Genomic DNA, 22,012 nt, shown 5'->3' with positions numbered 1-22,012 from the left:
AGCAACAACTACGCATTGGGCGACACCATCAATGTCAAAGGCGACAGCAACATCATCAGCGAAACCGTAGCCGGTGGTGCACAGCTGAAACTGGCCGATGTGTTGAATGTCGGTCAAGCGGCTCCGGTGAAAATCGATGGCGATAAAGGCGAAGTCAGCGGCTTGAGCAATACGACTTTGGGCGGCAGCGACTTTGCCAAAGGCAAACGTGCGGCGACTGAAGAGCAGCTGAATGCGGCCCAAGATCAGTTGGTGAATGTATTGGGTGGCAATGCGGCCAATAATGGCGGCAACATCAGCATGACTGATATTGGCGGTACTGGTGAGAACAATATCCACGATGCAATCAAAGCCGTTAATGCAACTGCCAATCTGCCTTTGACTTTCGGTGGCGACAGCGGCAAAGACGTTGAACGCAAACCGGGTACGAAGCTGAATATTGTTGGTGGTCAAACCGATCCAGCCAAACTTTCAGACGGCAATATCGGCGTTGTAGCGAATGGCTCTGATAAGTTGGAAGTCAAATTGGCTAAAGACTTGGCAGTTGACAGCGTGAAAGCCGGTGATACCACAGTCAATACTGATGGCGTGAAAGTTGGTGATGTCAACCTGACTAAAGCCGGCTTGAACAACGGCGGCAACAAGATTACCAACGTTGCAGCCGGTACTGATGATACTGATGCGGTCAATGTTGCTCAGTTGAACAAAGCTGCGGCTGCGGCTAAGACTGAAGTCGTTCAAGGCGATAACATTGTTGTTACTCAGGATGTCGGTGCCAATGGCCAAACCATTTACAAAGTGGCTACCGATAAAAACCTGAAAGTCGACAGCGTTACCGCAGGCGATACCGTGATGAATAATGACGGTGTGAAAGTCGGCGATGATGTTGCATTGAACAAAGACGGCTTGAAAGCAGGCGATGTCAACTTGACCAAAGCTGGCTTGAACAACGGCGGCAATAAGATTACCAACGTTGCGGCCGGTACGGATGACACCGATGCAGTCAATGTTTCCCAACTAAAACAAGCTGCCGCTGCATCTAAGACTGAAGTCGTTCAAGGTAAGAACATTGTTGTCACTCAGAAAACAGGCGACAAGGGTCAAACTGTTTACGAGGTGGCAACCGATAAAGACTTGGATGTTGACAGCGTGAAAGCCGGCGATACCGCAGTGAACACTGACGGTGTGAAAGTGGGTGACGATGTTGCATTGAACAAAGACGGCTTGAAAGCAGGCAAGGTAAACCTGACTAAAGACGGCTTGGACAATGCGGGCAACAAAGTAACCAACGTAGCGGATGGTGACATCAATGCCAACAGCAAAGATGCCGTCAACGGCAGCCAGTTGTACGCAACCAACCAAAACGTAACCAACAACGCAGCCAATATCGCCAAAGGCATTAACTTCGGCGGCACGACCGGCAGCAACAACTACGCGTTGGGTTCTACCATCAACGTCAAAGGCGACAGTAACATCATCAGCGAAACCGTTGCCGGTGGCGCTCAACTGAAGTTGGCTGACGATATTAGCGTGAAGACAGTGAATGCCGATACCTTCAAAGCAGGCGATACTGTGATGAACAAAGACGGCGTGAAAGTCAGCGATAAAGTTGCGTTGAACAAAGACGGTCTGACCGCAGGCAATACCGTGGTCAACAACGATGGCGTAACCATCGCTGCACCGACTGAAAACAATCCGAACAACCAAGTCAAACTGTCTCCTGTCGGTCTGAACAACGGAGGCCAACGCATTACCAATGTGGCTCCGGGTAAAGACGGTACAGACGCGGCAAACGTGAACCAGTTGATTGGTTTGGGTACCGAGTTGCAGAACAACATCAACCAAGTAGGTAAGAAAGCCTACGCAGGTGTGGCCGGTGCGATTGCCCAAGGCTCGATTCCGCAAGTAACCCGTCCGGGTGCGACCGGTATCGGCGTCGGCAGCGGCTACTACGGTGGTCAGTCTGCCATGGCCATCGGTGTATCTGCGATGAGCGACGGCGGCAACTGGATTGTCAAAGGCAACTTCTCGGCCAATACCGACGGTCATGTCGGTGTCGGTGCCGGTGCGCTGTATCAGTGGTAAGTTGGCAATGACAAGCAACTAGATTTGCTGCCTGAATAGGGAGGCCGTCTGAAATTTTAGGTTTCAGACGGCCTTTTTTTCTGAAAACACTTGAATTTAGGCTATATGAAACGATATGCTTCATTTATTTACCGCATGACTCTGAAAGAGAACAAATGAGCAAAACCATTCATTATTTGAAAGACTACGCCGCGCCAGCGTACCGTATTCTGAAAACCGACCTGCATTTCGATATTTTAGAACCGCAAACCATCGTCAAATCCAGTCTGACCGTTCAACCTGAAAGAGCAGGGGAGTCATTGGTATTGGATGGTTCGGCAAAACTGCTGTCTGTGAAAGTAAACGGCCAGGCCGTAGATTATGTGTTGGAAGACGAAAAACTGACGATTGCAGGCGTGCCGTCTGAAAACTTCACACTGGAAGTGGAAACTGAAATTTTGCCTGCTGAGAACAAATCTTTGATGGGTCTGTATGCTTCCGGCGGCAACCTGTTCACCCAATGCGAACCGGAAGGTTTCCGCAAAATTACGTTCTATATTGACCGTCCGGATGTCATGTCTAAATTTACCACCACCATTGTTGCAGACAAAAAACGCTATCCGGTGTTGCTGTCTAACGGCAATAAAATCGATGGCGGCGAGTTTTCAGACGGCCGTCATTGGGTGAAATGGGAAGACCCGTTTGCCAAACCGAGCTATCTTTTTGCTTTGGTGGTAGGCGATTTGGCGGTAACGGAAGATTATTTTACGACCATGAGCGGCCGTAAGGTCAAAATCGAGTTCTACACCACGGAGACAGACAAACCTAAAGTCGGTTTTGCCGTGGAATCGTTGAAAAATGCGATGAAATGGGACGAGACACGCTTTGGCTTGGAATACGACTTGGATATTTTCATGGTCGTTGCCGTGGGCGATTTCAATATGGGCGCGATGGAAAACAAAGGTTTGAATATTTTCAACACCAAGTTTGTGCTGGCCAACAGCCGTACCGCGACCGATACCGACTTTGAAGGCATTGAATCTGTTGTCGGGCACGAATATTTCCACAACTGGACAGGCAACCGCGTAACCTGTCGCGATTGGTTTCAATTGTCGCTGAAAGAAGGCTTGACCGTTTTCCGCGATCAAGAGTTTTCCGGCGACCGGGCCAGCCGCGTGGTACGCCGTATCGACAATGTCCGTATGCTGCGCTTGTTCCAATTCCCAGAAGATGCAGGCCCGACTGCGCATCCTGTCCGCCCGGCCAGCTATGAGGAGATGAACAACTTCTATACCATGACCGTCTATGAAAAAGGTGCGGAAGTCGTGCGCATGTATCACACCTTGCTCGGGGAAGAGGGCTTCCAAAAAGGCATGAAGTTGTATTTCCAACGCCACGATGGTCAGGCTGTGACTTGTGATGATTTCCGTGCCGCAATGGCAGACGCAAACGGCATCAATCTTGATCAGTTTGCTTTATGGTACAGCCAAGCCGGTACGCCGGTTTTAGATGCCCAAGGCCGTCTGAAAGATGGAGCGTTTGAATTGACGATCAAACAAACCATTCCGGCTACGCCCGATATGACGGACAAGCAGCCGATGATGATTCCGGTCAAAACCGGTTTGCTGAATGAAAAAGGCGAAGCGGTTGAATTTGAATATCAAGGCAAACGGGTGAAAGAGGTGGTTTTGGTATTGACTGAAGCTGAGCAGACTTTTGTCTTGGGCGGCGTCAATGAGCCGGTTATCCCGTCTCTGTTGCGAGATTTTTCTGCACCGGTTACCCTGAACTATCCGTACAGCGAGCAAGAATTGGCCACTTTGCTGGCGGCAGATGAAAATGAATTTGCCCGTTGGGAAGCTGCTCAAACCCTGTACCATCGTGCCATTAACGCTAACCGTCAGGCATTGGCGGAAGGCCGTCCTTTGCCGGAACACAAAGCATTGATGGACGCTTTGGCTTTGGTGGTTTCCAGTGACTTCGATCCAGCATTCCGTGCCATTTTGCTGCAAATGCCGTCTGAAACCGATGTATGGGCGGAAGAAGAAAATATTGATCCGATTCAGGTTCATCAAGCGCGAGAAGTCTTGCTCAATGCCGTTGCCGTCAAGTTCCTGCCTCAATGGCGCGAGCTGAACCGTCAAGCTGCCGAGCAAGAAAACCAGGCTGATGCTGCTGTTCGTTATGAATACAGCCCGGAATTGGCCGGCTGGCGCACTTTGCGCAATGCTTGCAGGGCATTTATCCTTCGTGCTGACGCAGCGCATATCGAACACGTTGCCGAAAATTACGAAGCAATGGCGCAAAACATGACCCACGAATGGGGTATCTTATCCGCAATCAACAGCAATGAAAGCGAAATCCGCAATCGTTTGTTGACACAATTTGCCGATAAATTCGCAGATGATGCTTTAGTAATGGACAAATACTTTGCTCTGATTGCCTCAAGTCGCCGCAAAGATACTTTACAGCAAGTTCAGACGGCCTTGAGTCATCCTAAGTTCAGTATCGAAAATCCAAATAAAGCCCGTTCTTTATTGATGAGCTTCAGTCGTAATATTCCGCACTTCCATGCAGAAGATGGTAGTGGATACCGTTTTATTGCTGATAAAGTGATGGAAATCGACCACTTTAACCCACAGGTTGCCGCCCGACTGGTGCAGGCTTTCAACATCTGCAACAAATTGGAAGCCACTCGAAAAGCCGTCATGACCAAAGAGTTGCAACGCATCTATGCACAAGAAGATTTGTCCAAAGATGTGGGCGAGATCGTCGGTAAGATTTTGAATGAAAAATAAAGAGCTTGTTTGTTGACCTTATTGTCATTTGGCAATAGGGATAGATAGACTAAAGGCCGTCTGAAACTAATTGGTTTCAGACGGCCTTTTTATATATCAACGCTTAAATCAATTTTCGTTGAGGGTAGGGAATAGAATAAAAAAAGAGCCTGCATAAAACAGGCTCTTTTTCATACTAATCCGAAGATTAGAATTTGTGACGCAGGCCAACCAAACCAGAGATGGTTTCAACTTTGTGAGGGCCAGACTCAGCACCACGCAACCAGCCGGCAGAAACCAGAGCGGTAGTACGTTTAGAGAAGTCGTAGTCAGCACCAACGATAACTTGGTCGTATTGAGTGCCTTTCAGTTTTTGACCGTCAACTTTAGCTTTGAAGCCGTGAGCGTAAGAAACGCGAGGAGTTACGTTACCAGCGCGGTAAGCGGCAGTAGCAGCAACTTCAACAGTTTCAACACCTTTGCCATCCAAACCAGCAGCAGTACCAAATACTACGTTAGAAGCGTTAGTACCAGCAGTGCGCATATCATCAGTTACAACACCGTTAGATTGGGCTTGAGCGTAATCACCCAAAGTTTCCCAGTTTTTAGCGTATTGACCAGCTACAGATACAAACAGGTTGTTAGCATCGTAACCAGCTACCAAACGTTGTACGTGACCGTCTTTAACATCTACAGAGTTTTTACGGAAACCACCAGCGTATTGACCGAAGAAACCAGAGTTTTCGTAGTTCAGGCCAGCGTAGTAAGTGTCACGAGAAGGAACTTTGTGAGCGTATTTGTCAGAAGGGTTAGCGTTGTCACGTGGAGTGTATTGTACGCTTGCGCTGAAGCCTGAGAATACAGGGCTGTCGTAACGTACAGACACTGCACGTTTGTCAACACGGGTAAATACAGACATATTCAAAGCACCGTTGCTGCTTTCCCATTGGTCAACGTTGTCGCTAGAGTCTTTAACAGTAGAGTTCAATTTACCGGCACGAATTTTACCGAAGCCACCTTCCAAACCGATGAAAGATTCGCGAGAAGCCCACTCTTTGTCGCCACCGGCGATAGAAGTGTTTTGTTCAACTTGCCAGATAGCATTCAAGTTGCTGCCCAAGTGTTCGTGGCCTTTGAAGCCGATGCGTGAACCGAAGTCAGCGATTTCAGTAGCAGTTTTAGAGCTTTTCTCTTTACCCAGTGCAGTAGCGGTTTTTTCACCCAATTTTACTTTGGATACTTCAACACCGGCTTTGATTTGACCGTACAGAGTTACGTCAGCCATAGCTGCAACAGGTAGAGCCGCCAAAGTCAGGGCAATCAGGGATTTTTTCATTGCTGTTTTCCTTTTTTAAGTGTGAAGAAGCGAGCATTCGTTCTTCTTATTACGATATCGTTCTGTTTCAACGATTCCATAACCATAATATAAAGGTTATGGCTTAAGAAAACAAATTTTCCTCTTGTTTTAGGCGTATTTTGTTGGGAAACGTTGTTTTTTGCAGACAGAGTAGGTATGGGAAATGGTCGTTTATTTCGTAATATGTTTTTTTAAAAGGAAATTCTAGGAGAACCATAAAAGACGGCTTATTGAGTTTGGAGTTTAAATGTTGTTTATATTGTTTTCAGACGGCCTTGTTGAGTGAGATTTATAGTGTATTGGGTTTTAAAATTATAAAAAACCTGCCTGAGTGATCAGGCAGGTTTCATTTGCTTGAAAGACAGATTAGTTTTTGTCTTGGTCAACCAGTTTGTTTTTAGCGATCCAAGGCATCATAGAACGCAGTTGTGCACCCACTTTTTCGATTTGGTGGTCGGCATTCAGACGGCGACGGGCAGTCATGCTGGCGTAGTTGGTTGCGCCTTCTTGGATGAACATTTTCGCATATTCGCCGCTTTGAATGCGGTACAGTGCTTTTTTCATCGCTGCTTTGGTTGCAGGAGTCACTACTTCAGGGCCGGTAACGTATTCACCGTATTCGGCATTATTGGAAATGGAGTAGTTCATGTTGGCAATACCGCCTTCGTACATCAGGTCAACGATCAGTTTCAGCTCGTGCAGACATTCGAAGTAGGCCATTTCTGGAGCGTAACCGGCTTCAACTAAAGTTTCAAAGCCGCATTTCACCAATTCAACTGCGCCACCGCACAATACGGCTTGTTCGCCGAACAGGTCGGTTTCGGTTTCTTCGCGGAAGTTGGTTTCGATTACGCCGCCTTTAGTGCCGCCGTTGGCTGCTGCGTAAGACAGGGCGATGTCTTTGGCTTTGCCGCTTTTATCTTGGTAAACGGCGATCAGGGAAGGTACGCCGCCGCCTTTCAGGAATTCGCTGCGTACGGTGTGGCCTGGGCCTTTAGGGGCAATCATGATAACGTCGAGGTCGGCGCGAGGTACGATTTGGTTGTAGTGTACGTTGAAGCCGTGAGCAAACGCCAATACTGCGCCTTCTTTCAAGTTTGGCTCGATTTCGTTTTTGTATACGATAGGTTGGTTTTCGTCAGGCAACAGAATCATTACAACGTCGGCTGCTTTGGTTGCTTCAGCAACGGTGCGCACGTCGTGGCCAGCTGCTTCGGCTTTTTTCCAAGAGCCGCCTTGGCGCAGACCGATTACGACATTTACGCCGGAATCTTTCAGGTTTGCTGCGTGTGCGTGACCTTGTGAACCGTAGCCGATGATGGCAACGGTTTTGCCTTTGATCAGAGAAAGGTCAGCGTCTTTATCGTAATAAACTTGCATTTTATTTCCTTAGTGTAAGAGGGTTCCGGATGATCCGGGTTGAGTTAAAAGTAATAGGGGCTTAAGCGGGGACTTGGTTCATCAAGACGATTTCCAATGCTTCGGTTTTTCCTTCGATGGATTTGACGAAGTTTTGGAAATGTTCGCTGGCATTGTGTTCGTCAATAGCTGCTTGGGATTTCCAGCTTTCTACGAATACGAAACGGTTGGGTTTGCCGATTTCTTGGTGCAGGTCGTAGCTGATGTTGCCTTCTTCTGCACGGCTGGCTTTGACCAATTCTTTAAATTGGGCAGCCAGAGCCTCGGTGTATTCGGGTTTGACGGTAACTAATGCAACGATTTGGATGCTTGACATATTTGTCTCCTACTGTTTTTCAGACGGCCTTTGTAGAAAGCAAAAGGCCGTCTGAACGATACAGCGTTAAATTTTCAAAATACGCTCGCCGCGGCCGATGCCGGCTGCGCCTGTGCGGACGGTTTCCAAAATTTGAGCACGGCCGACTGTTTCGAGGAAAGAGTCGAGTTTTTCGGTAGAGCCTGTGATTTCGATGGTATAGCTGCGGTCTGTTACATCAATAACGCTGCCGCGGTAGATTTCGGTCAATCGCAGGAATTCGTCGCGGTCTTTGCCGACGGCGCGGACTTTTACCAACATCAACTCACGTTCGACAAAACGGCTTTCGTTCAAGTCAACCACTTTGACAACTTCAATCAGTTTGTTGAGTTGTTTGGTGATTTGCTCGATGACGTGCTCATCGCCGTGGGTAACAATGGTCATACGGGACAAGGTTTTGTCTTCGGTTGGGGCTACGGCCAGGGAGTCGATGTTGTAATCGCGTGCGGAGAACAAACCTACCACACGGCTCATCGCACCTGATTCATTTTCCATCAGAATAGATAAGATATGTCGCATTTCTTTCTCCTTACGCTTTTGCAATATCGCGCATATGCGGCGGCAGAACCATTTCATCCAAACCTTTGCCGTTGCCGACCATAGGCAGTACGTTTTGTTTCTTGTCGGTCAAGAAATCGAGGAATACCAGACGGTCTTTTTGGTTTAATGCTTCCAGTAAAGCGCCTTCTACATCGGATTTTTTGTCCACACGGATGCCGATATGGCCGTAGGATTCGGCCAGTTTGACAAAGTCGGGCAATGAATCGAAATAGGTTTCCGATTCGCGGTTGCCATAATACAGCTCCTGCCATTGGCGAACCATACCCAAATAGCCATTGTTTAATGTAACGACATTGATGGGGACATTATATTGGAAGCAGGTGGACAGCTCTTGGATATTCATTTGAATAGAGCCCTCGCCTGTGATACAGAAGACGTCTTGTTCCGGAGCCGCCAGTTTGGCACCGAGGGCATAAGGTAGGCCTACACCCATCGTACCCAGACCGCCGGAATTGAGCCATTGGCGGGGACGCTCGAATGGATAATATTGAGCAGCAAACATTTGGTGTTGGCCAACGTCGGAAGTAATAATGGCTGAGTTTTTGGTAATTTCTGCCAGTTTTTGAACAACGTATTGCGGTTTAATGATTTCGCTGTCGTTTTCAAACCACAGGCAGTTGTGCGAACGCCATTCTTCGATGGTTTTCCACCATTTGTCCAATGAGTCTGCTGAAGGCGCAGTTTCTTGTTTGCCCCACAGATGAATTATTTCGGTCAATACGTTTTTGACATCGCCGACAATCGGAATGTCCACTTTGACACGTTTGGCAATGCTGGACGGGTCGATGTCGATATGGATGATTTTTTTGGGTTTGTCCAAGAATTTTGACGGTACGGAAACAACGCGGTCATCGAAGCGCGCACCGATTGCCAGTACAACGTCTGCATTCTGCATGGCGAGGTTGGCTTCGTAAGTACCGTGCATACCCAGCATACCCAAGAATTGGCGGTCGCTGGAAGGGTAAGCGCCCAAACCCATTAATGTGCCGGTACAGGGTACGCCGGTCATGCGGATAAATTGGGTCATTTCCTCGGAGGCATTGCCCAATACCACGCCGCCGCCGAAGTAAACGATGGGGCGTTTGGCAGAAGCCAGCATTTGTACGGCTTTTTTAATTTGGCCGATGTGACCTTGTACAACCGGTTGGTAGGAGCGGATGAAGATGTCTTCTTGCGGATAGCTGAATTTAGCCATTGCTTGGGTGACATCTTTAGGAACATCGACAACAACGGGACCCGGACGGCCGCTTGCGGCAATTTGGAAAGCTTTTTTGATGGTGTCTGCCAACTCAGCGATATTGGTCACCAAGAAATTGTGTTTGACACAAGGGCGAGTAATGCCGACTGTGTCCACTTCTTGGAATGCGTCTGTCCCGATAAGGGAGTTGCCCACCTGGCCGCTGATGACCACCAACGGAATGGAGTCGCTGTAAGCGGTGGCGATGCCGGTCAGGGCATTGGTTACGCCCGGGCCGGAAGTTACCAAGGCAACGCCAACTTTGCCACTGACACGGGCATAGGCATCTGCCGCATGTACGGCTGCCTGCTCGTGGCGAACCAGGATGTGCTTGAATTTATTGAGTTGGAAAAGGGCATCGTAGATTTCGATAACCGCGCCGCCCGGATAGCCGAATACATACTCGACACCTTCGGCTTTGAGACTTTGCACGATGATTTGTGCGCCTGATAATTGCATATTGACCTCTTTTATGCGGTTTCTAACCAATAGGAACAATCCGCTTCACCACAGCACCTGTAATGCAATTCCGCCAAGCAGCGATTTAGGGTACGCGCATTGAGGGAATACGGCGACAGTCAGACTGTCCAAACAATTGGAAAGGAACACAGAGTTTGTGAAAAAGAGTAGAAACGATAACGCAAACCGACTGTTCAATCAAGATAAAATCTTTCATCTTTTAACATTTGAAACGAGAAAATAGATTGAAGGTTGATTTTAAAGAAATAAAAAAACAGTTTTATTGATCTTGGTGTGGATGGATTGTTGACAGTTTGAGTAAGGAGAAGGTTTTTGCAAATGAAGAATAGCAAAAAACCTCTTGACTGAATCAAGAGGTTTTTTAAATTTGGTGCCCAGGGTCGGACTCGAACCGACACACCTTGCGGCGGGGGATTTTGAGTCCCCTGCGTCTACCAATTTCGCCACCTGGGCTAGCGAAGAAGTCGTCATTATAGCGAGTTCTCGAATCTTGTAAAGCAGTAATTGAAAAAAAATCGGATTATTTTTATATTTGTTTGATTTTTAATGAATTAAACTTTTTACGTTTGATGGTTATCTAAATGGAAGGCAGATTTTTAAAACAAAAAAAGCGGGATTTATCTTCAAAAAGGGCTACTTTTAATGTGTCAAACGCGTTAATATGAAGATGTTTTGTTTTTATACTGGCCGGGTGGTTGTTTGGCCTTATTTATTTGAAACGGTTTTGGAGAAAATTTATGCTTTCCGTTACACGAACTTTCTTACTCAGTGCTTTTGCGTTGGCTGCTCTGGCTGCTTGTCAGCCTAAAGAAGAGGCCAAGGAGGCTTCTTCGACACCTGCCGCTTCTGCCGCACCGGCTGCTTCCGGTGAGTCTGCACCCAAAGTGCAAGCGCGTGGTACTGATATGCGCAAAGAAGATATTGGCGGCGATTTCACATTGACCGATGGCGACGGCAAACCTTTCAGCCTGAGTGATTTGAAAGGCAAAGTGGTTATCCTGTCTTTCGGTTATACCCACTGTCCTGACGTATGCCCAACCGAGTTGCTGACTTACAGCGACACTTTAAAACAATTGGGCGATCAGGCTAAAGACGTGAAAGTAGTATTTGTCAGCATCGACCCTGAGCGCGACACGCCTGAAGTAATCGGCAAATACGCCAAACAGTTCAACCCTGATTTTATCGGCCTGACGGCTACCGGCGATCAAAGCCTGCCTGTCATCAAACAGCAATACCGTGTGGTATCGGCTAAAGTCAACCAAAAAGAAGACAGCGAAAACTATTTGGTCGACCACTCTTCAGGTGCATATTTGATTGATAAAAACGGCGAAGTGGCGATTTTCTCGCCTTATGGCAGCGAGCCGGAAACGATTGCGGCTGATGTGAAAACTTTATTGTAAAACCGTAGTTGAGGCCGTCTGAAATGGGTTGTGGATTTCAGACGGCCTTCTTGCTTTTGATACGGCAAAGGAGAAGAAAAAAATGACCGATACACTTTTAACGATTGCTTTATCCAAGGGGCGAATTTTTGAGGAGACCCTGCCGCTGTTGGCCGCCGCTGGTATTGTGCCTGCGGAAGAGCCGGAAAAATCGCGCAAGCTGATTATTGGTACCAATCATGACAATATCCGTTTGGTGATTGTGCGCGCAACCGATGTGCCGACTTATGTGCAATATGGTGCGGCGGATTTCGGTATTGCCGGTAAGGACGTGCTGATTGAGCATGGCGGAGACGGCCTGTATCAACCTTTGGATTTGCACATCGCCTCATGCCGCATGATGGTTGCGGTTAAAAAAGGTTTTGATTACGCCGCTGCTTCCAAACCCGGCAGCCGCTTGCGGATTGCCACCAAATATCCCGACATCGCCGCCGAACACTTTGCCGACAAGGGTGTGCATGTGGACATCATCAAACTGTACGGCTCGATGGAGCTTGCGCCTTTGGTCGGTTTGAGCGACGCGATTGTCGATTTGGTTTCCAGCGGCAATACATTGAAGGCGAATGGTTTGGAAGCTGTGGAACATGTGGCTGATATTTCCAGCCGCTTGGTGGTCAACAAGGCGGCGTTGAAAACCAAATATGCGCTGTTGAATCCGATTATTCAGGCATTTGAAAATGCCGCTAAGGCCGTCTGAAAAGTTTTTGGCAAAAACTGTCTGCCAACCCAGTTTGAAAGCCCCGTCATGATGCAAAGCAAACCGACACTCAATACGATTCTTTCCCATCGTTCCATCCGCAGGTTTACTTCCGAACCGATTGCCGCTGAAATCCTCGATACGCTGGTTCGCGCCGGACAACAGGCTTCGACTTCCAACAATCTGCAATGCGTTTCCATCATCCGCGTATCCGACCTTGCGCTGAGGCAGGGGATACATGAAGCGGCAGGAAGCGCACCTTATATTGTCCATTGTGCGGAATTTTTACTGTTTTGCATCGATTTTTCCAAACACAAGGCAATGTTTCCCGATGCACAAATTGATTGGGCGGAGGTAACCCTGATTGGTGCGGTCGATGCGGGCATTATGGCGCAAAACGTATTGCTTGCCGCCGAATCGCTTGGGCTGGGCGGCGTGTATATCGGCGCGTTGCGCAATAATGCGCAAAAAGTATCGGACGTATTGAACCTGCCGGATTATTGCGTGCCTTTGGTGGGGTTGTGTCTCGGTTATCCCGACCAAGACCCACTGCTCAAGCCGCGCCTGCCTAAGGAAATGGTCTATGCCGAAAACGCCTGTCCGAGCCTGAATGCCGATGCCGTTGAAGCCTATAATCAGGCAGTAGCGGATTATTATGAGTTGAGCAAGGGCAGTCCGATACCTTGGAAGGAATCGCTGGCAAAAACCTTGGGTAATCCTGTGCGGCCGCATATGTTGGCGTTTTTGCAGAAAAAAGGTTTTTTGAAAAAATAATGTTCAGACGGCCTATGTGTGGCTGAGGCCGTCTGAAAATAATAGGAACGAAACAAGGAAGAGAGCAAACCATGAAGAAACTCGATACCCAATCCCCTGATTTTCGAGCCGAACTCAAAGCACTGCTTGCTTTTGAAACCGCGCAAAACCCTGAAATCGACCGTATTGTTGCCGACATCTGCGCCGATGTTCAAAAACGCGGCGATGCGGCGCTGATTGAATACACCAACCGTTTTGACGGTACATCCGCCCAAACCATCGACGATTTAATTCTGACGCAAGACGATTTGCAGTCTGCGTTTGAGCGTTTGCCTGAAAATATTCAGACGGCCTTGAAAACGGCCGCGAGACGGGTAGAAAGCTACCATAAACACCAAAAAATGGAGTCATGGACTTACGAAGACGAAGACGGCACGCTTTTGGGCCAACAGATTACGCCGCTTGACCGCGTCGGTATTTATGTTCCGGGCGGTAAAGCCGCTTATCCGAGTTCCGTCATCATGAACGCCATGCCTGCCCACGTTGCCGGCGTGGAAGAAATCATCATGGTCGTTCCCACTCCGAAAGGCGAGCGCAACGATATCGTGTTGGCGGCTGCTTTTGTGGCCGGTGTAACCAAAGTGTTTACGGTCGGGGGTGCGCAGGCGGTTGCGGCTTTGGCTTATGGTACGGAATCCGTGCCTCAAGTCGATAAGATTACTGGCCCGGGCAATGCCTTTGTCGCTGCGGCCAAACGCCGCGTGTTCGGCGTGGTCGGTATTGATATGGTGGCAGGGCCGTCTGAAATTTTGGTGATTGCCGATGGCACGACGCCTGCTGATTGGGTGGCCATGGATTTGTTCAGTCAGGCGGAACACGATGAAATTGCACAAGCGATTTTGATCGGTACTTCTCAAGCGTATTTGGACGAAGTTCAGACGGCCATGAACCGCCTGATTGAAACCATGCCTCGCCGTGCGATTATTGAAGCTTCATTGGGCAACCGCGGTGCAATGATTTTGGCTAAAGACTTGGACGAAGCCTGCGAAATCGCCAACTATATTTCTCCCGAACACTTGGAATTGTCGGTTGAGAATCCGCAAGAGTGGGTGAAAAAAATCCGCCACGCCGGCGCTATTTTCATGGGACGCTATACCAGTGAAAGCCTTGGTGACTATTGCGCAGGCCCCAACCACGTTTTACCGACCAGCCGCACGGCGCGTTTCTCTTCTCCTTTGGGAACATATGATTTCCAAAAACGCTCCAGTCTGATTCAGGTTTCAGAACAAGGTGCGCAGAAATTGGGCAAAACCGCCAGCGTGTTGGCGCATGGCGAAAGCTTGACCGCGCACGCCAGAGCGGCTGAGTTCCGTTTGAAAGACTGAGTGAAACGTTGAAGTCGTAAGAAATCCAAAAAGGGCATCTAAACAGATGCCCTTTTTATTGTGATGAAGGTTTGGCCGATAAGGCATCAGGCCGTCTGAAAACAGGGTTAACGGTTTTTCAGCCAGTCATTACGCATTTGTGCGGCTTCTTCAAAATAGCGGTAAAGCTCGGTTTTGTTGCCGTCTGAAAGGAGTTGTTCCAATTTGGATAATTGTTCTTTCAAATCGCTGGTCAGTTTGAGCAGGGCAGGTTGGTTGGCCATGCAGATGTCTGTCCAAACGGCAGGGTGGCTGGAGGCAATGCGGGTAAAGTCGCGAAAGCCTGTGGCGGCATAGGGGAGGTAGTTTTTGCCGTGCGGATGGTCAACCAAAGCGTGGACATAGGCAAAGGCGGCCAAGTGCGGCAAGTGGGAAACGGCGGCAAAAATATTGTCGTGTTCTTCGGCACTCATGGTCGAAATTTGCGAACCAACCGCCTGCCACAGGCTTTTCAACCGTCTTAGGCCGTCTGAAGCCTCTTGGCCGTGCAAGGTAATGATAAGGCGGCTGTTTTGAAACAAACCGCAACGCGCGGATTTTGCCCCGCTTTGATCCGAGCCGGCAATCGGGTGGGCGGCAAAACATTGCGGCAGGCGGTCGGACAAGTAGGTGCGGAAGGCATTGAGTGCCGATTGTTTGGTGCTGCCAACATCGGAAACGCAGGCCGTATCTTTTAAGAAGGGCTTGATGTCGCGGCATATGTCAGGCAGGACGGAGACAGGCGTGGCAATCAAAACCAAATCGGCATTGGCGATGCTTTCGGCGCAAATATTCGGATAGGCATGGTCGATGATGCCGCATTCGAGTGCGTAATTGAGGTTGTCTGCATTGGTGTCGATGCCGGTAACGCTTTGCACCAGTCCCAAGCGTTTGAGGTCGAGCATGAACGAACCGCCGATTAAACCGACGCCGATAAGGGTAATGTGGGGAAAAAAGGCGGAAGTGTTCATGGTTTGAATCCGATTTAAGTGGAAAAGCTTATTTTAATCCGTTATGGGGGTCGTCTAAAAGTTGTCATCAAGGTTCCAGACGGCCTTTTTTATGGTCGAATTTTCATGATTTAGGCATAGAAAACTCCGTTTAGTAGGAGCATGTAACCGATTATCAGATTTTCATACACTAAAATAATCATCTGAATTAGTATAACGTCTTAAAGTAAGTAATTGGTATCTTAAAGTAAATTATCACATCATATTTTATTTTGATTGATATCGAATAAAATAATTCACTCAGAAAGAAGGAATTTATGAGTTTTTCACAAACCGAATTAGTCAACGCAATGCGTTTGCTTTCTACCCGTCTGCCGCAGTTTCCGGAGCAGCAAAACCAAGTATCCCGCATGTTGCGCATCGTAACCGAACGTTTGAGCAGCCATTTGAACGAAAACCTGAAAGCGTTCGGCATCAATGAAAACCTGTGGTTTTCCCTGATGGCGGTTTACGTCAGCCCAAACAGCGAAATCCTGCCTTCGCGCTTGAGCGACTTGATGGACTTGACGCGCACCAGTGCAACACGCCTGTCGGACGACATGGTTGAGCGCGGCTGGGTAGAGCGTTATATCAATCAGAAAGACCGCCGTCAGATTGTGCTAAAATTGACCCCTTCGGGTGAGACCTTCATCCACGAAGTATGGCCGCAAATTGCCCGTCAGAGCGGCCAGGCGTGGGAAGATTTCACGAAAGAGGATTATGATACGCTGCAACACCTGTTGGGTAAACTGTTGAACCGTTTGGGCAATTGACAACAGACGGCCTGATGGTCTGCGGCAGGCACACATAAACGGAGTCTGTATGAAATTAGGTTTGGTCAAATCAAGCGTATGCGTTGCCGCTGTTTCGCTGTTGGCGGCATGTGCGCCGTTCGGCAAACAGTCGCCTTTGGATGAGACAACAGCCTATCCGCTGCCGCAAGGCCAATCTGCCGCTACTGCCCAAGATGGCTGGTGGATGAAGCTGAAAGATAAAAAATTAAACAATTTGATTGCTTCCGCCATTCAGATGTCTACCAATCTGCGTGTCGTCAAGGCAAGGTTTGAGCAGGCTCAGGCGCAGCTGGGCGTTGTAGGAGCCGCAAACAAACCGCAAGTCGGCTTGGGCGTTACAGGTCTGGGTGCTTATGTTTCACCCAAACCTCAAGCCGGTATGGTTGATACCGACCATACATTGGTTTTGGCGCACGCAGCCTTACAAGGCAGTTTGGTTTTCGACTTTTGGGGTAAAAACCGAGAGCAGATTCAAGCCGTTTTGGGAAAAAGCCGGGCGGCGGTGTATGAGGCGCAGCACATCCGCACTGAGCTGGCTCACGCCGTTGCCGCCCAATATTTTGCGTGGCAGATGGCGACAGAACAACTGGCGCTGCTGGATACGCGTATAGAGCTGGCGGATAAAGCATTAAAACTGATGCAACAACGCGTTAAAGCGCAGCTGGCTCCTGCCGATGCATTGCACGCTCTGGAAATGGCGCAACAACAATTGCAGCTTGAAAAATCGGCATGGACTCAGAAAAACGAGAAAATCCGCAACAGTCTGGCTGTATTGACCGGCCGAGTGCCGGGTGCATTAAATGGACAAGTTCCGGAAAAAATGGCGGCTGTGCCGTCATTGCCGGTTAACCGTATTGAAGCGGACTTGCTGGCGGCCCGCCCCGATATCGCGGCACAAAAAGCCTTGCTTGAAGAGAAATGGCATATCGTCAAATCGACAGAAGCAGAGTTTTATCCGAATATTGAGTTGAAAGTTTTGGCAGGCATGACGCACATTGATGCGTTCAACCTGATTCGCGGACGGACATCCGGTATGTTGGGCATTGTTCCAGCTTTAAATCTGCCATTGTTTACTTCCGGCGCGCTGCAGTCCAAATTGGCAGGCAAACGCGCCCAATATAATGAGCAGGTTGCCGTGTACGACCAAACTGTTTTGGACGCCATGCGTGCGGCGGCAGATGCCGTCGTGGACTATCAAAGCCTGAAAAGCCGACAAGATACTTGGAACAAGATGGTCAATATTACAGATAAATCTGTACAAAATGCGAAAGGACGTGTTCGCGCAGGCTTGGATAACGGCTTGACCGCTTTGCAAAAACAAGACGAAGCTGTGCGTACGAAAATGTCGGCGGTTCAATACCATGCAGAATATCTGACAGCTTGGAGTAACCTCAATGCCCAGTTGGGCGGAGGCTTTAAATTAAATAAGAAATAAACGTTTGATTAAAACGGAAGGCCGTCTGAAAGTGATTTCAGACGGCCTTTTGCTTACCTTATTTACATTTGCTACCGGAAGAAATTATTGTAATGAATAGAGTGTAACTATAAAATATGACCCTTTAGCGCGTTAAACGCGCGTATTGGGGCTGATGGTATAAGTCAGCTACCCGACAAGACAATAATATCGTTATCACATGTGCAGAATTTAAAGTTGGGACTTATGGATACTCAATCAGAAAAAAATAATGTCCAAAGTGAAACGGAAGTAGCCGCTTCTGGTGCTAAAACGCATCGCAAACGCAATTTGGTTATCGTTACACTCCTATTCCTTATTACGGCAGCAGGAGTCGCTTTGGCGTATTTCCTGTTTTGGCAGCATGAAGAAGAAACGGAAGATGCTTATGTGGCCGGTCATTTGGTGATGATTACGCCGCAGGTGAACGGCACGGTGCGCAAAGTCATGTATGACGATACGGATGTCGTGAAAAAAGGCGATGTGTTGGTGGCTTTGGACGATAGCGATTTTCAGCTGGCATACGATCGCGCACAAAATGAATTGATTCAGGCCATCCGTCAAAACAAACAGCAAACTGCGGTCAATTCAAAAGCCAAAGCGCAAGTGTTGTTGCGCAAAGCCGATTTGGCCCGTGCGCAAGCCGATTTGCGCCGCCGCGAATCTTTGGCGGGTACGGAAGCGGTTTCCGGAGAAGAACTCAGCCATGCCCGTGCCGCTGTGGTTCAGGCTCAGGCTGCATTGAAAGCGGTTGAGGCGGAAGAAGTTTCCGCTCAGGCAGCGTTGGGCAGCAATATTCCTCTGCGCCAACAACCGGCAGTTCAGACGGCCATCAGCCACATCAAAGACGCTTGGTTGAATTTGCAACGTACGCAAATCCGTTCGCCGATCGGCGGCCAAATTGCCAAACGAAATGTCCAAGTCGGCCAACGTATCGTGCAAGGTACGCCGATGATGGCCGTTGTGCCTCTGTCTGAGTTGTGGGTGGATGCCAACTTTAAAGAATCGCAACTGCGCAAAATGAAAATCGGCCAGCCTGTTGAAATGACAGCCGATTTGTACGGCAGCAAAGTGGTTTACCATGGCAAGGTAATGGGCTTGTCGGCCGGTACGGGCAGTGCGTTCTCATTACTGCCGGCACAAAACGCAACGGGCAACTGGATTAAAGTTGTACAACGTGTGCCGGTGCGTATCAGTTTGGATGCTAAAGAATTGCAACAAAATCCACTCCGTGTCGGTTTGTCGATGACTGTTAAAGTCGATATTGCCGAGAAGGGTAGCGGTAAAGCCATGACTGCCGAAGCAGAACGAAATACTGCCTTGCCGGAAACGGAAAGTGTGGATTGGAAAGCCGCCGATGCTTTAGTCGATAAAATCTTCGAGCAATACGCAAAATAATCTTTTCAGACGGCCTGAGTCTTTTATTGAAGGCTCAGGCCGTCTGAAATATTGATTTTCTTCAATCGACCGCTTTGGCGGTTGTCTTATAGTTTAAAAATATGAATTATCCGCCGTTAAAAGGGTTTAAGCTGGTGTTGGCAACGTTGGCGCTCAGCTTGGCCGTATTTATGGAAGTCTTGGACAGTACCATCGCCAACGTCGCCGTGCCTGTTATCGCAGGGGATTTGGGTGCTGCGACCACTCAGGGCACTTGGGTGATTACCTCATTTGCCGTAGCCAATGCCATTTCCGTTCCCTTGACAGGTTTTTTGGCCAAGCGGTTTGGTGAGGTTAAAATCTTTATCGCCGCTGTGATTGGGTTTGTCGTAACGTCATGGCTGTGCGGTATGGCACATAATCTTCAAGCCTTGGTTTTTTTCCGTGTATTGCAAGGCTTCATCGCCGGGCCATTGATTCCCTTGTCCCAAAGCCTGTTGATGGCTTCCTATCCGCCTGAAAAACGAACATTGGCACTGGCCTTATGGGCAATGACCGTCGTTGTTGCTCCTGTATTGGGGCCGATTTTGGGCGGTTGGATTTCGGACAACTGGCATTGGGGATGGATTTTCTTTATCAATATCCCAATCGGGATTTTATCCGCCTCCATTGCTTGGAAACAGCTTAGACACAGGGAAACCGAAATTATTAGGGCGCCAATCGATTATGTCGGGCTGGTGTTGATGATTGTCGGTGTCGGCGCATTGCAAATGATGCTTGATAGGGGCAAGGAATTGGACTGGTTTGCCTCAGGAGAGATTATCGTTTTGGGCGTTACCGCTTTGGTGTTCCTGACATATTTTATTGTTTGGGAGCTGGGCGAGAAATACCCGATTGTCGATTTGTCATTGTTTAAAAATAGAAACTTTACGATAGGCGTTGTTGCGACATCCTTGGGCTTTATGGTTTATATGGGCACATTGACTCTGCTGCCTTTGGTGTTGCAATCAAATCTCGACTATACCGCTACTTGGGCTGGTTTGGCTGCTGCACCGGTAGGTTTTCTGCCGATTATTCTGTCGCCGATTATTGGTAAGTTTGGCAATCGCGTCGATATGCGCCTGTTTGTCAGTGCCAGCTTCTTGGTGTTTGCCTATACATTCCATTGGCGAACCGACTTCTATGCCGGCATGGATATGAGCAACGTCGTTTGGCCACAGTTTTGGCAGGGTTTAGGCGTAGCCATGTTCTTCCTACCCCTGACCAGTATCACCTTATCACATATGAAGGGCAACCAAATTGCCTCGGCCAGTAGCTTGTCTAATTTCTTGCGAGTCTTTATGGGCGGTGTCGGAGTGTCCGTTGTCAGCACCATGTGGGAACGGCGCGAAGCTCTGCACCATACTCAGCTGACCGAACATATTAATTCATTGTCCTCAATCAGCAACCAATCTATTCAAGGCATGATGGCCAATGGCCTGAGCAAAGAGCAAGCCCTGGCTGCGATAAATAGTACTATTTCCCAACAAGGCTTTATTATTGGCTCAAATGAAATCTTCTTGGCAGGCAGTATCATATTCATCAGTATGATTCCCATTATTTGGCTGGCAAGACCTCCGTTTAGCGGTTCCGGCGGGGGAGGGCATTAGATAAAAGGCCGTCTGAATTTCAGACGGCCTTTTATCTATTATATTATTTAAAACTCAATAATAGATCTCTAAATGCATTTGGATCTTTAATAAACGTCATTTCTCCTGATTGAGGGAAATGGAAATCAAGTAGGCGAGATACCCAGAAACGAATACATCCGGCTCTTTGTGCAGTAGGAAAATACGCGTGTTCTTCATCAGATAATGGACGTACGCTTTCATAGCCATGGATAAAGGCATCATAAAGGACAGGGTCTAATTTGTTATCAGCTGTTCGTGCCCAATCGTTAACCGCAATTGCCAGGTCGTACATGAAATTACCGTTACACGCATAATAGAAGTCGATAAAGCCGGAAACTTCATCTCCATTAAGCAATACGTTGTCCTTAAATAAATCGGCATGGATAATACCGGAAGGTAAATGCTCTCCTAGATTTTCATCTAAAGCTGCAATTTCAGATTGAAGCAGTGCGGCATCCTCAGAATCTAAAACAGGTAGCAATTGAGTGCAGGCATTATGCCACCAGTCATCATAACGAGGATTTTTCATTTTTAAAGGAAAGTCTTGACCGGCTAAATGCATTTTGGCCAGCATAGCACCGGTATGGAAGCATTGAGCCTCAGTTGGCCAGCCGGTATCCGAGCCATTCAAACAAGTAACCAAACAAGCCGGTTTTCCGGCCAAAATAGAATGCAGTCTGCCATCTTTGCGAGCAATCGGAGCAGCGCAGGCAACACCATTCAGACTCAAATGCTGGTTGAGTTCTAAAAAGAAAGGCAGTTCATCTGATTTTAAAACCTCAAAAACAGTCAAGACATAACGACCGGTTGAAGTTGTCAAAAAATAATTACTGTTAGTAATTCCTTGAGCAATCCCCTGCAAAGAAACAAAATCTCCCAAATCATATTGCAGCAAGAAATCGCGCATTTGAGCGTCGGAAACACTGGTATAGACAGACATAGCAAACTCGAAGCTGAAATAAAATCAAAGAAACATCATACCAAAAAACAAGCGGCAACAATATAAATTAAAGCGAAGGTCAAATTCAAAAGGCCGTCAGAAAGAGCATTTCAGACGGCCTTTAGTTTGTGTTTTTTGTATATTTGGAGAGTGTAGAAAGGTTGTTGGAGTTTTTTATAAAATAAAAACCCTGTTAAAACAGGGAAGTGGTTAAATTTCTGAAAATAATTTTGCGAAAGGTGTTGAC

General features: G+C 48.1%; 17 protein-coding genes and 1 tRNA gene. 10 read left to right on the top strand and 8 right to left on the bottom strand.

The features are described from left to right. Both ACTHR7_RS10375 and pepN read left to right on the top strand, forming a co-directional pair. Window positions 1–2,085, top strand: a 2,085-nt coding sequence (locus ACTHR7_RS10375; protein WP_440370769.1) for a YadA family autotransporter adhesin, incomplete at its 5' end; no start/stop codon positions are given. Between the two features lie 155 nt (window positions 2,086–2,240). Beyond that, entirely contained in the window at window positions 2,241–4,862 is a 2,622-nt protein-coding gene (gene pepN, locus ACTHR7_RS10370; RefSeq protein ID WP_440370768.1) for an aminopeptidase N, read from the top strand. Between the two features lie 187 nt (window positions 4,863–5,049). Here pepN and porB read toward each other — a convergent pair whose 3' ends face one another. The 6 genes from porB to ACTHR7_RS10340 all read right to left on the bottom strand — a co-directional run bounded on the left by porB (window position 5,050) and on the right by ACTHR7_RS10340 (window position 10,703). Next, a complete protein-coding gene (porB, locus tag ACTHR7_RS10365) occupies window positions 5,050–6,177 on the bottom strand; it encodes a trimeric porin PorB (protein WP_070646593.1) in 1,128 nt (375 codons plus the stop codon). A gap of 387 nt (window positions 6,178–6,564) precedes the next feature. Further along, entirely contained in the window at window positions 6,565–7,578 is a 1,014-nt protein-coding gene (gene ilvC, locus ACTHR7_RS10360; protein WP_070646594.1) for a ketol-acid reductoisomerase, read from the bottom strand. A gap of 61 nt (window positions 7,579–7,639) precedes the next feature. After that, on the bottom strand, window positions 7,640–7,933 hold the full coding sequence (locus ACTHR7_RS10355; protein WP_070583491.1) for a putative quinol monooxygenase: 294 nt from the start codon (window positions 7,931–7,933) through the stop codon (window positions 7,640–7,642). Window positions 7,934–7,999: 66 nt separating this feature from the next. Continuing rightward, window positions 8,000–8,491 carry an acetolactate synthase small subunit gene (gene ilvN / locus ACTHR7_RS10350; RefSeq protein WP_003748480.1) on the bottom strand — a complete coding sequence of 164 codons (492 nt, stop codon included), beginning with the start codon at window positions 8,489–8,491 and terminating at the stop codon, window positions 8,000–8,002. A 10-nt stretch (window positions 8,492–8,501) separates the two neighbouring features. Beyond that, complete coding sequence (ilvB, locus tag ACTHR7_RS10345) at window positions 8,502–10,229, bottom strand: biosynthetic-type acetolactate synthase large subunit (protein WP_440370767.1); 1,728 nt, start codon at window positions 10,227–10,229, stop codon at window positions 8,502–8,504. A gap of 389 nt (window positions 10,230–10,618) precedes the next feature. After that, a tRNA-Leu gene (locus ACTHR7_RS10340) sits at window positions 10,619–10,703 on the bottom strand. A 284-nt stretch (window positions 10,704–10,987) separates the two neighbouring features. On the opposite strand from ACTHR7_RS10340, the gene ACTHR7_RS10335 reads away from it, so the two are divergent. From ACTHR7_RS10335 to hisD, 4 genes are all read left to right on the top strand, one after another. Continuing rightward, window positions 10,988–11,650 carry an SCO family protein gene (locus ACTHR7_RS10335; protein ID WP_003680035.1) on the top strand — a complete coding sequence of 221 codons (663 nt, stop codon included), beginning with the start codon at window positions 10,988–10,990 and terminating at the stop codon, window positions 11,648–11,650. Window positions 11,651–11,732: 82 nt separating this feature from the next. Next, window positions 11,733–12,386 (top strand): ATP phosphoribosyltransferase, encoded by a 654-nt coding sequence (gene hisG, locus ACTHR7_RS10330; RefSeq protein WP_036473098.1) that lies wholly within the window; start codon window positions 11,733–11,735, stop codon window positions 12,384–12,386. A gap of 48 nt (window positions 12,387–12,434) precedes the next feature. Then, entirely contained in the window at window positions 12,435–13,160 is a 726-nt protein-coding gene (nfsA, locus tag ACTHR7_RS10325) for an oxygen-insensitive NADPH nitroreductase (RefSeq protein ID WP_107697166.1), read from the top strand. Between the two features lie 71 nt (window positions 13,161–13,231). Then, window positions 13,232–14,524 (top strand): histidinol dehydrogenase, encoded by a 1,293-nt coding sequence (hisD, locus tag ACTHR7_RS10320; RefSeq protein ID WP_107697167.1) that lies wholly within the window; start codon window positions 13,232–13,234, stop codon window positions 14,522–14,524. Window positions 14,525–14,631: 107 nt separating this feature from the next. Here hisD and ACTHR7_RS10315 read toward each other — a convergent pair whose 3' ends face one another. Further along, window positions 14,632–15,513, bottom strand: a complete 882-nt coding sequence (locus ACTHR7_RS10315) for a prephenate dehydrogenase (RefSeq protein WP_107811113.1) — start codon at window positions 15,511–15,513, stop codon at window positions 14,632–14,634. 296 nt (window positions 15,514–15,809) lie between these two features. On the opposite strand from ACTHR7_RS10315, the gene ACTHR7_RS10310 reads away from it, so the two are divergent. From ACTHR7_RS10310 to ACTHR7_RS10295, 4 genes are all read left to right on the top strand, one after another. After that, complete coding sequence (locus ACTHR7_RS10310; RefSeq protein ID WP_004521040.1) at window positions 15,810–16,304, top strand: MarR family transcriptional regulator; 495 nt, start codon at window positions 15,810–15,812, stop codon at window positions 16,302–16,304. 49 nt (window positions 16,305–16,353) lie between these two features. Next, window positions 16,354–17,760 carry an efflux transporter outer membrane subunit gene (locus ACTHR7_RS10305; protein WP_440370766.1) on the top strand — a complete coding sequence of 469 codons (1,407 nt, stop codon included), beginning with the start codon at window positions 16,354–16,356 and terminating at the stop codon, window positions 17,758–17,760. Window positions 17,761–17,985: 225 nt separating this feature from the next. Beyond that, entirely contained in the window at window positions 17,986–19,176 is a 1,191-nt protein-coding gene (locus tag ACTHR7_RS10300; RefSeq protein WP_440370765.1) for an HlyD family secretion protein, read from the top strand. A 101-nt stretch (window positions 19,177–19,277) separates the two neighbouring features. Continuing rightward, complete coding sequence (locus ACTHR7_RS10295; RefSeq protein WP_107868350.1) at window positions 19,278–20,804, top strand: DHA2 family efflux MFS transporter permease subunit; 1,527 nt, start codon at window positions 19,278–19,280, stop codon at window positions 20,802–20,804. A gap of 43 nt (window positions 20,805–20,847) precedes the next feature. Here the strand turns inward: ACTHR7_RS10295 and thrB are convergent, their stop codons facing one another. Continuing rightward, entirely contained in the window at window positions 20,848–21,765 is a 918-nt protein-coding gene (thrB, locus tag ACTHR7_RS10290; RefSeq protein WP_107868351.1) for a homoserine kinase, read from the bottom strand. Window positions 21,766–22,012 lie beyond the last annotated feature (247 nt).

Origin of the sequence: Neisseria sp. P0007.S010, assembly GCF_051962875.1 — a bacterium.
Lineage (GTDB): Bacteria > Pseudomonadota > Gammaproteobacteria > Burkholderiales > Neisseriaceae > Neisseria > Neisseria subflava_A.
The sequence above is the reverse complement of the archived record's forward strand: the minus strand, read 5'-3'. Positions and strand labels throughout refer to the sequence as shown.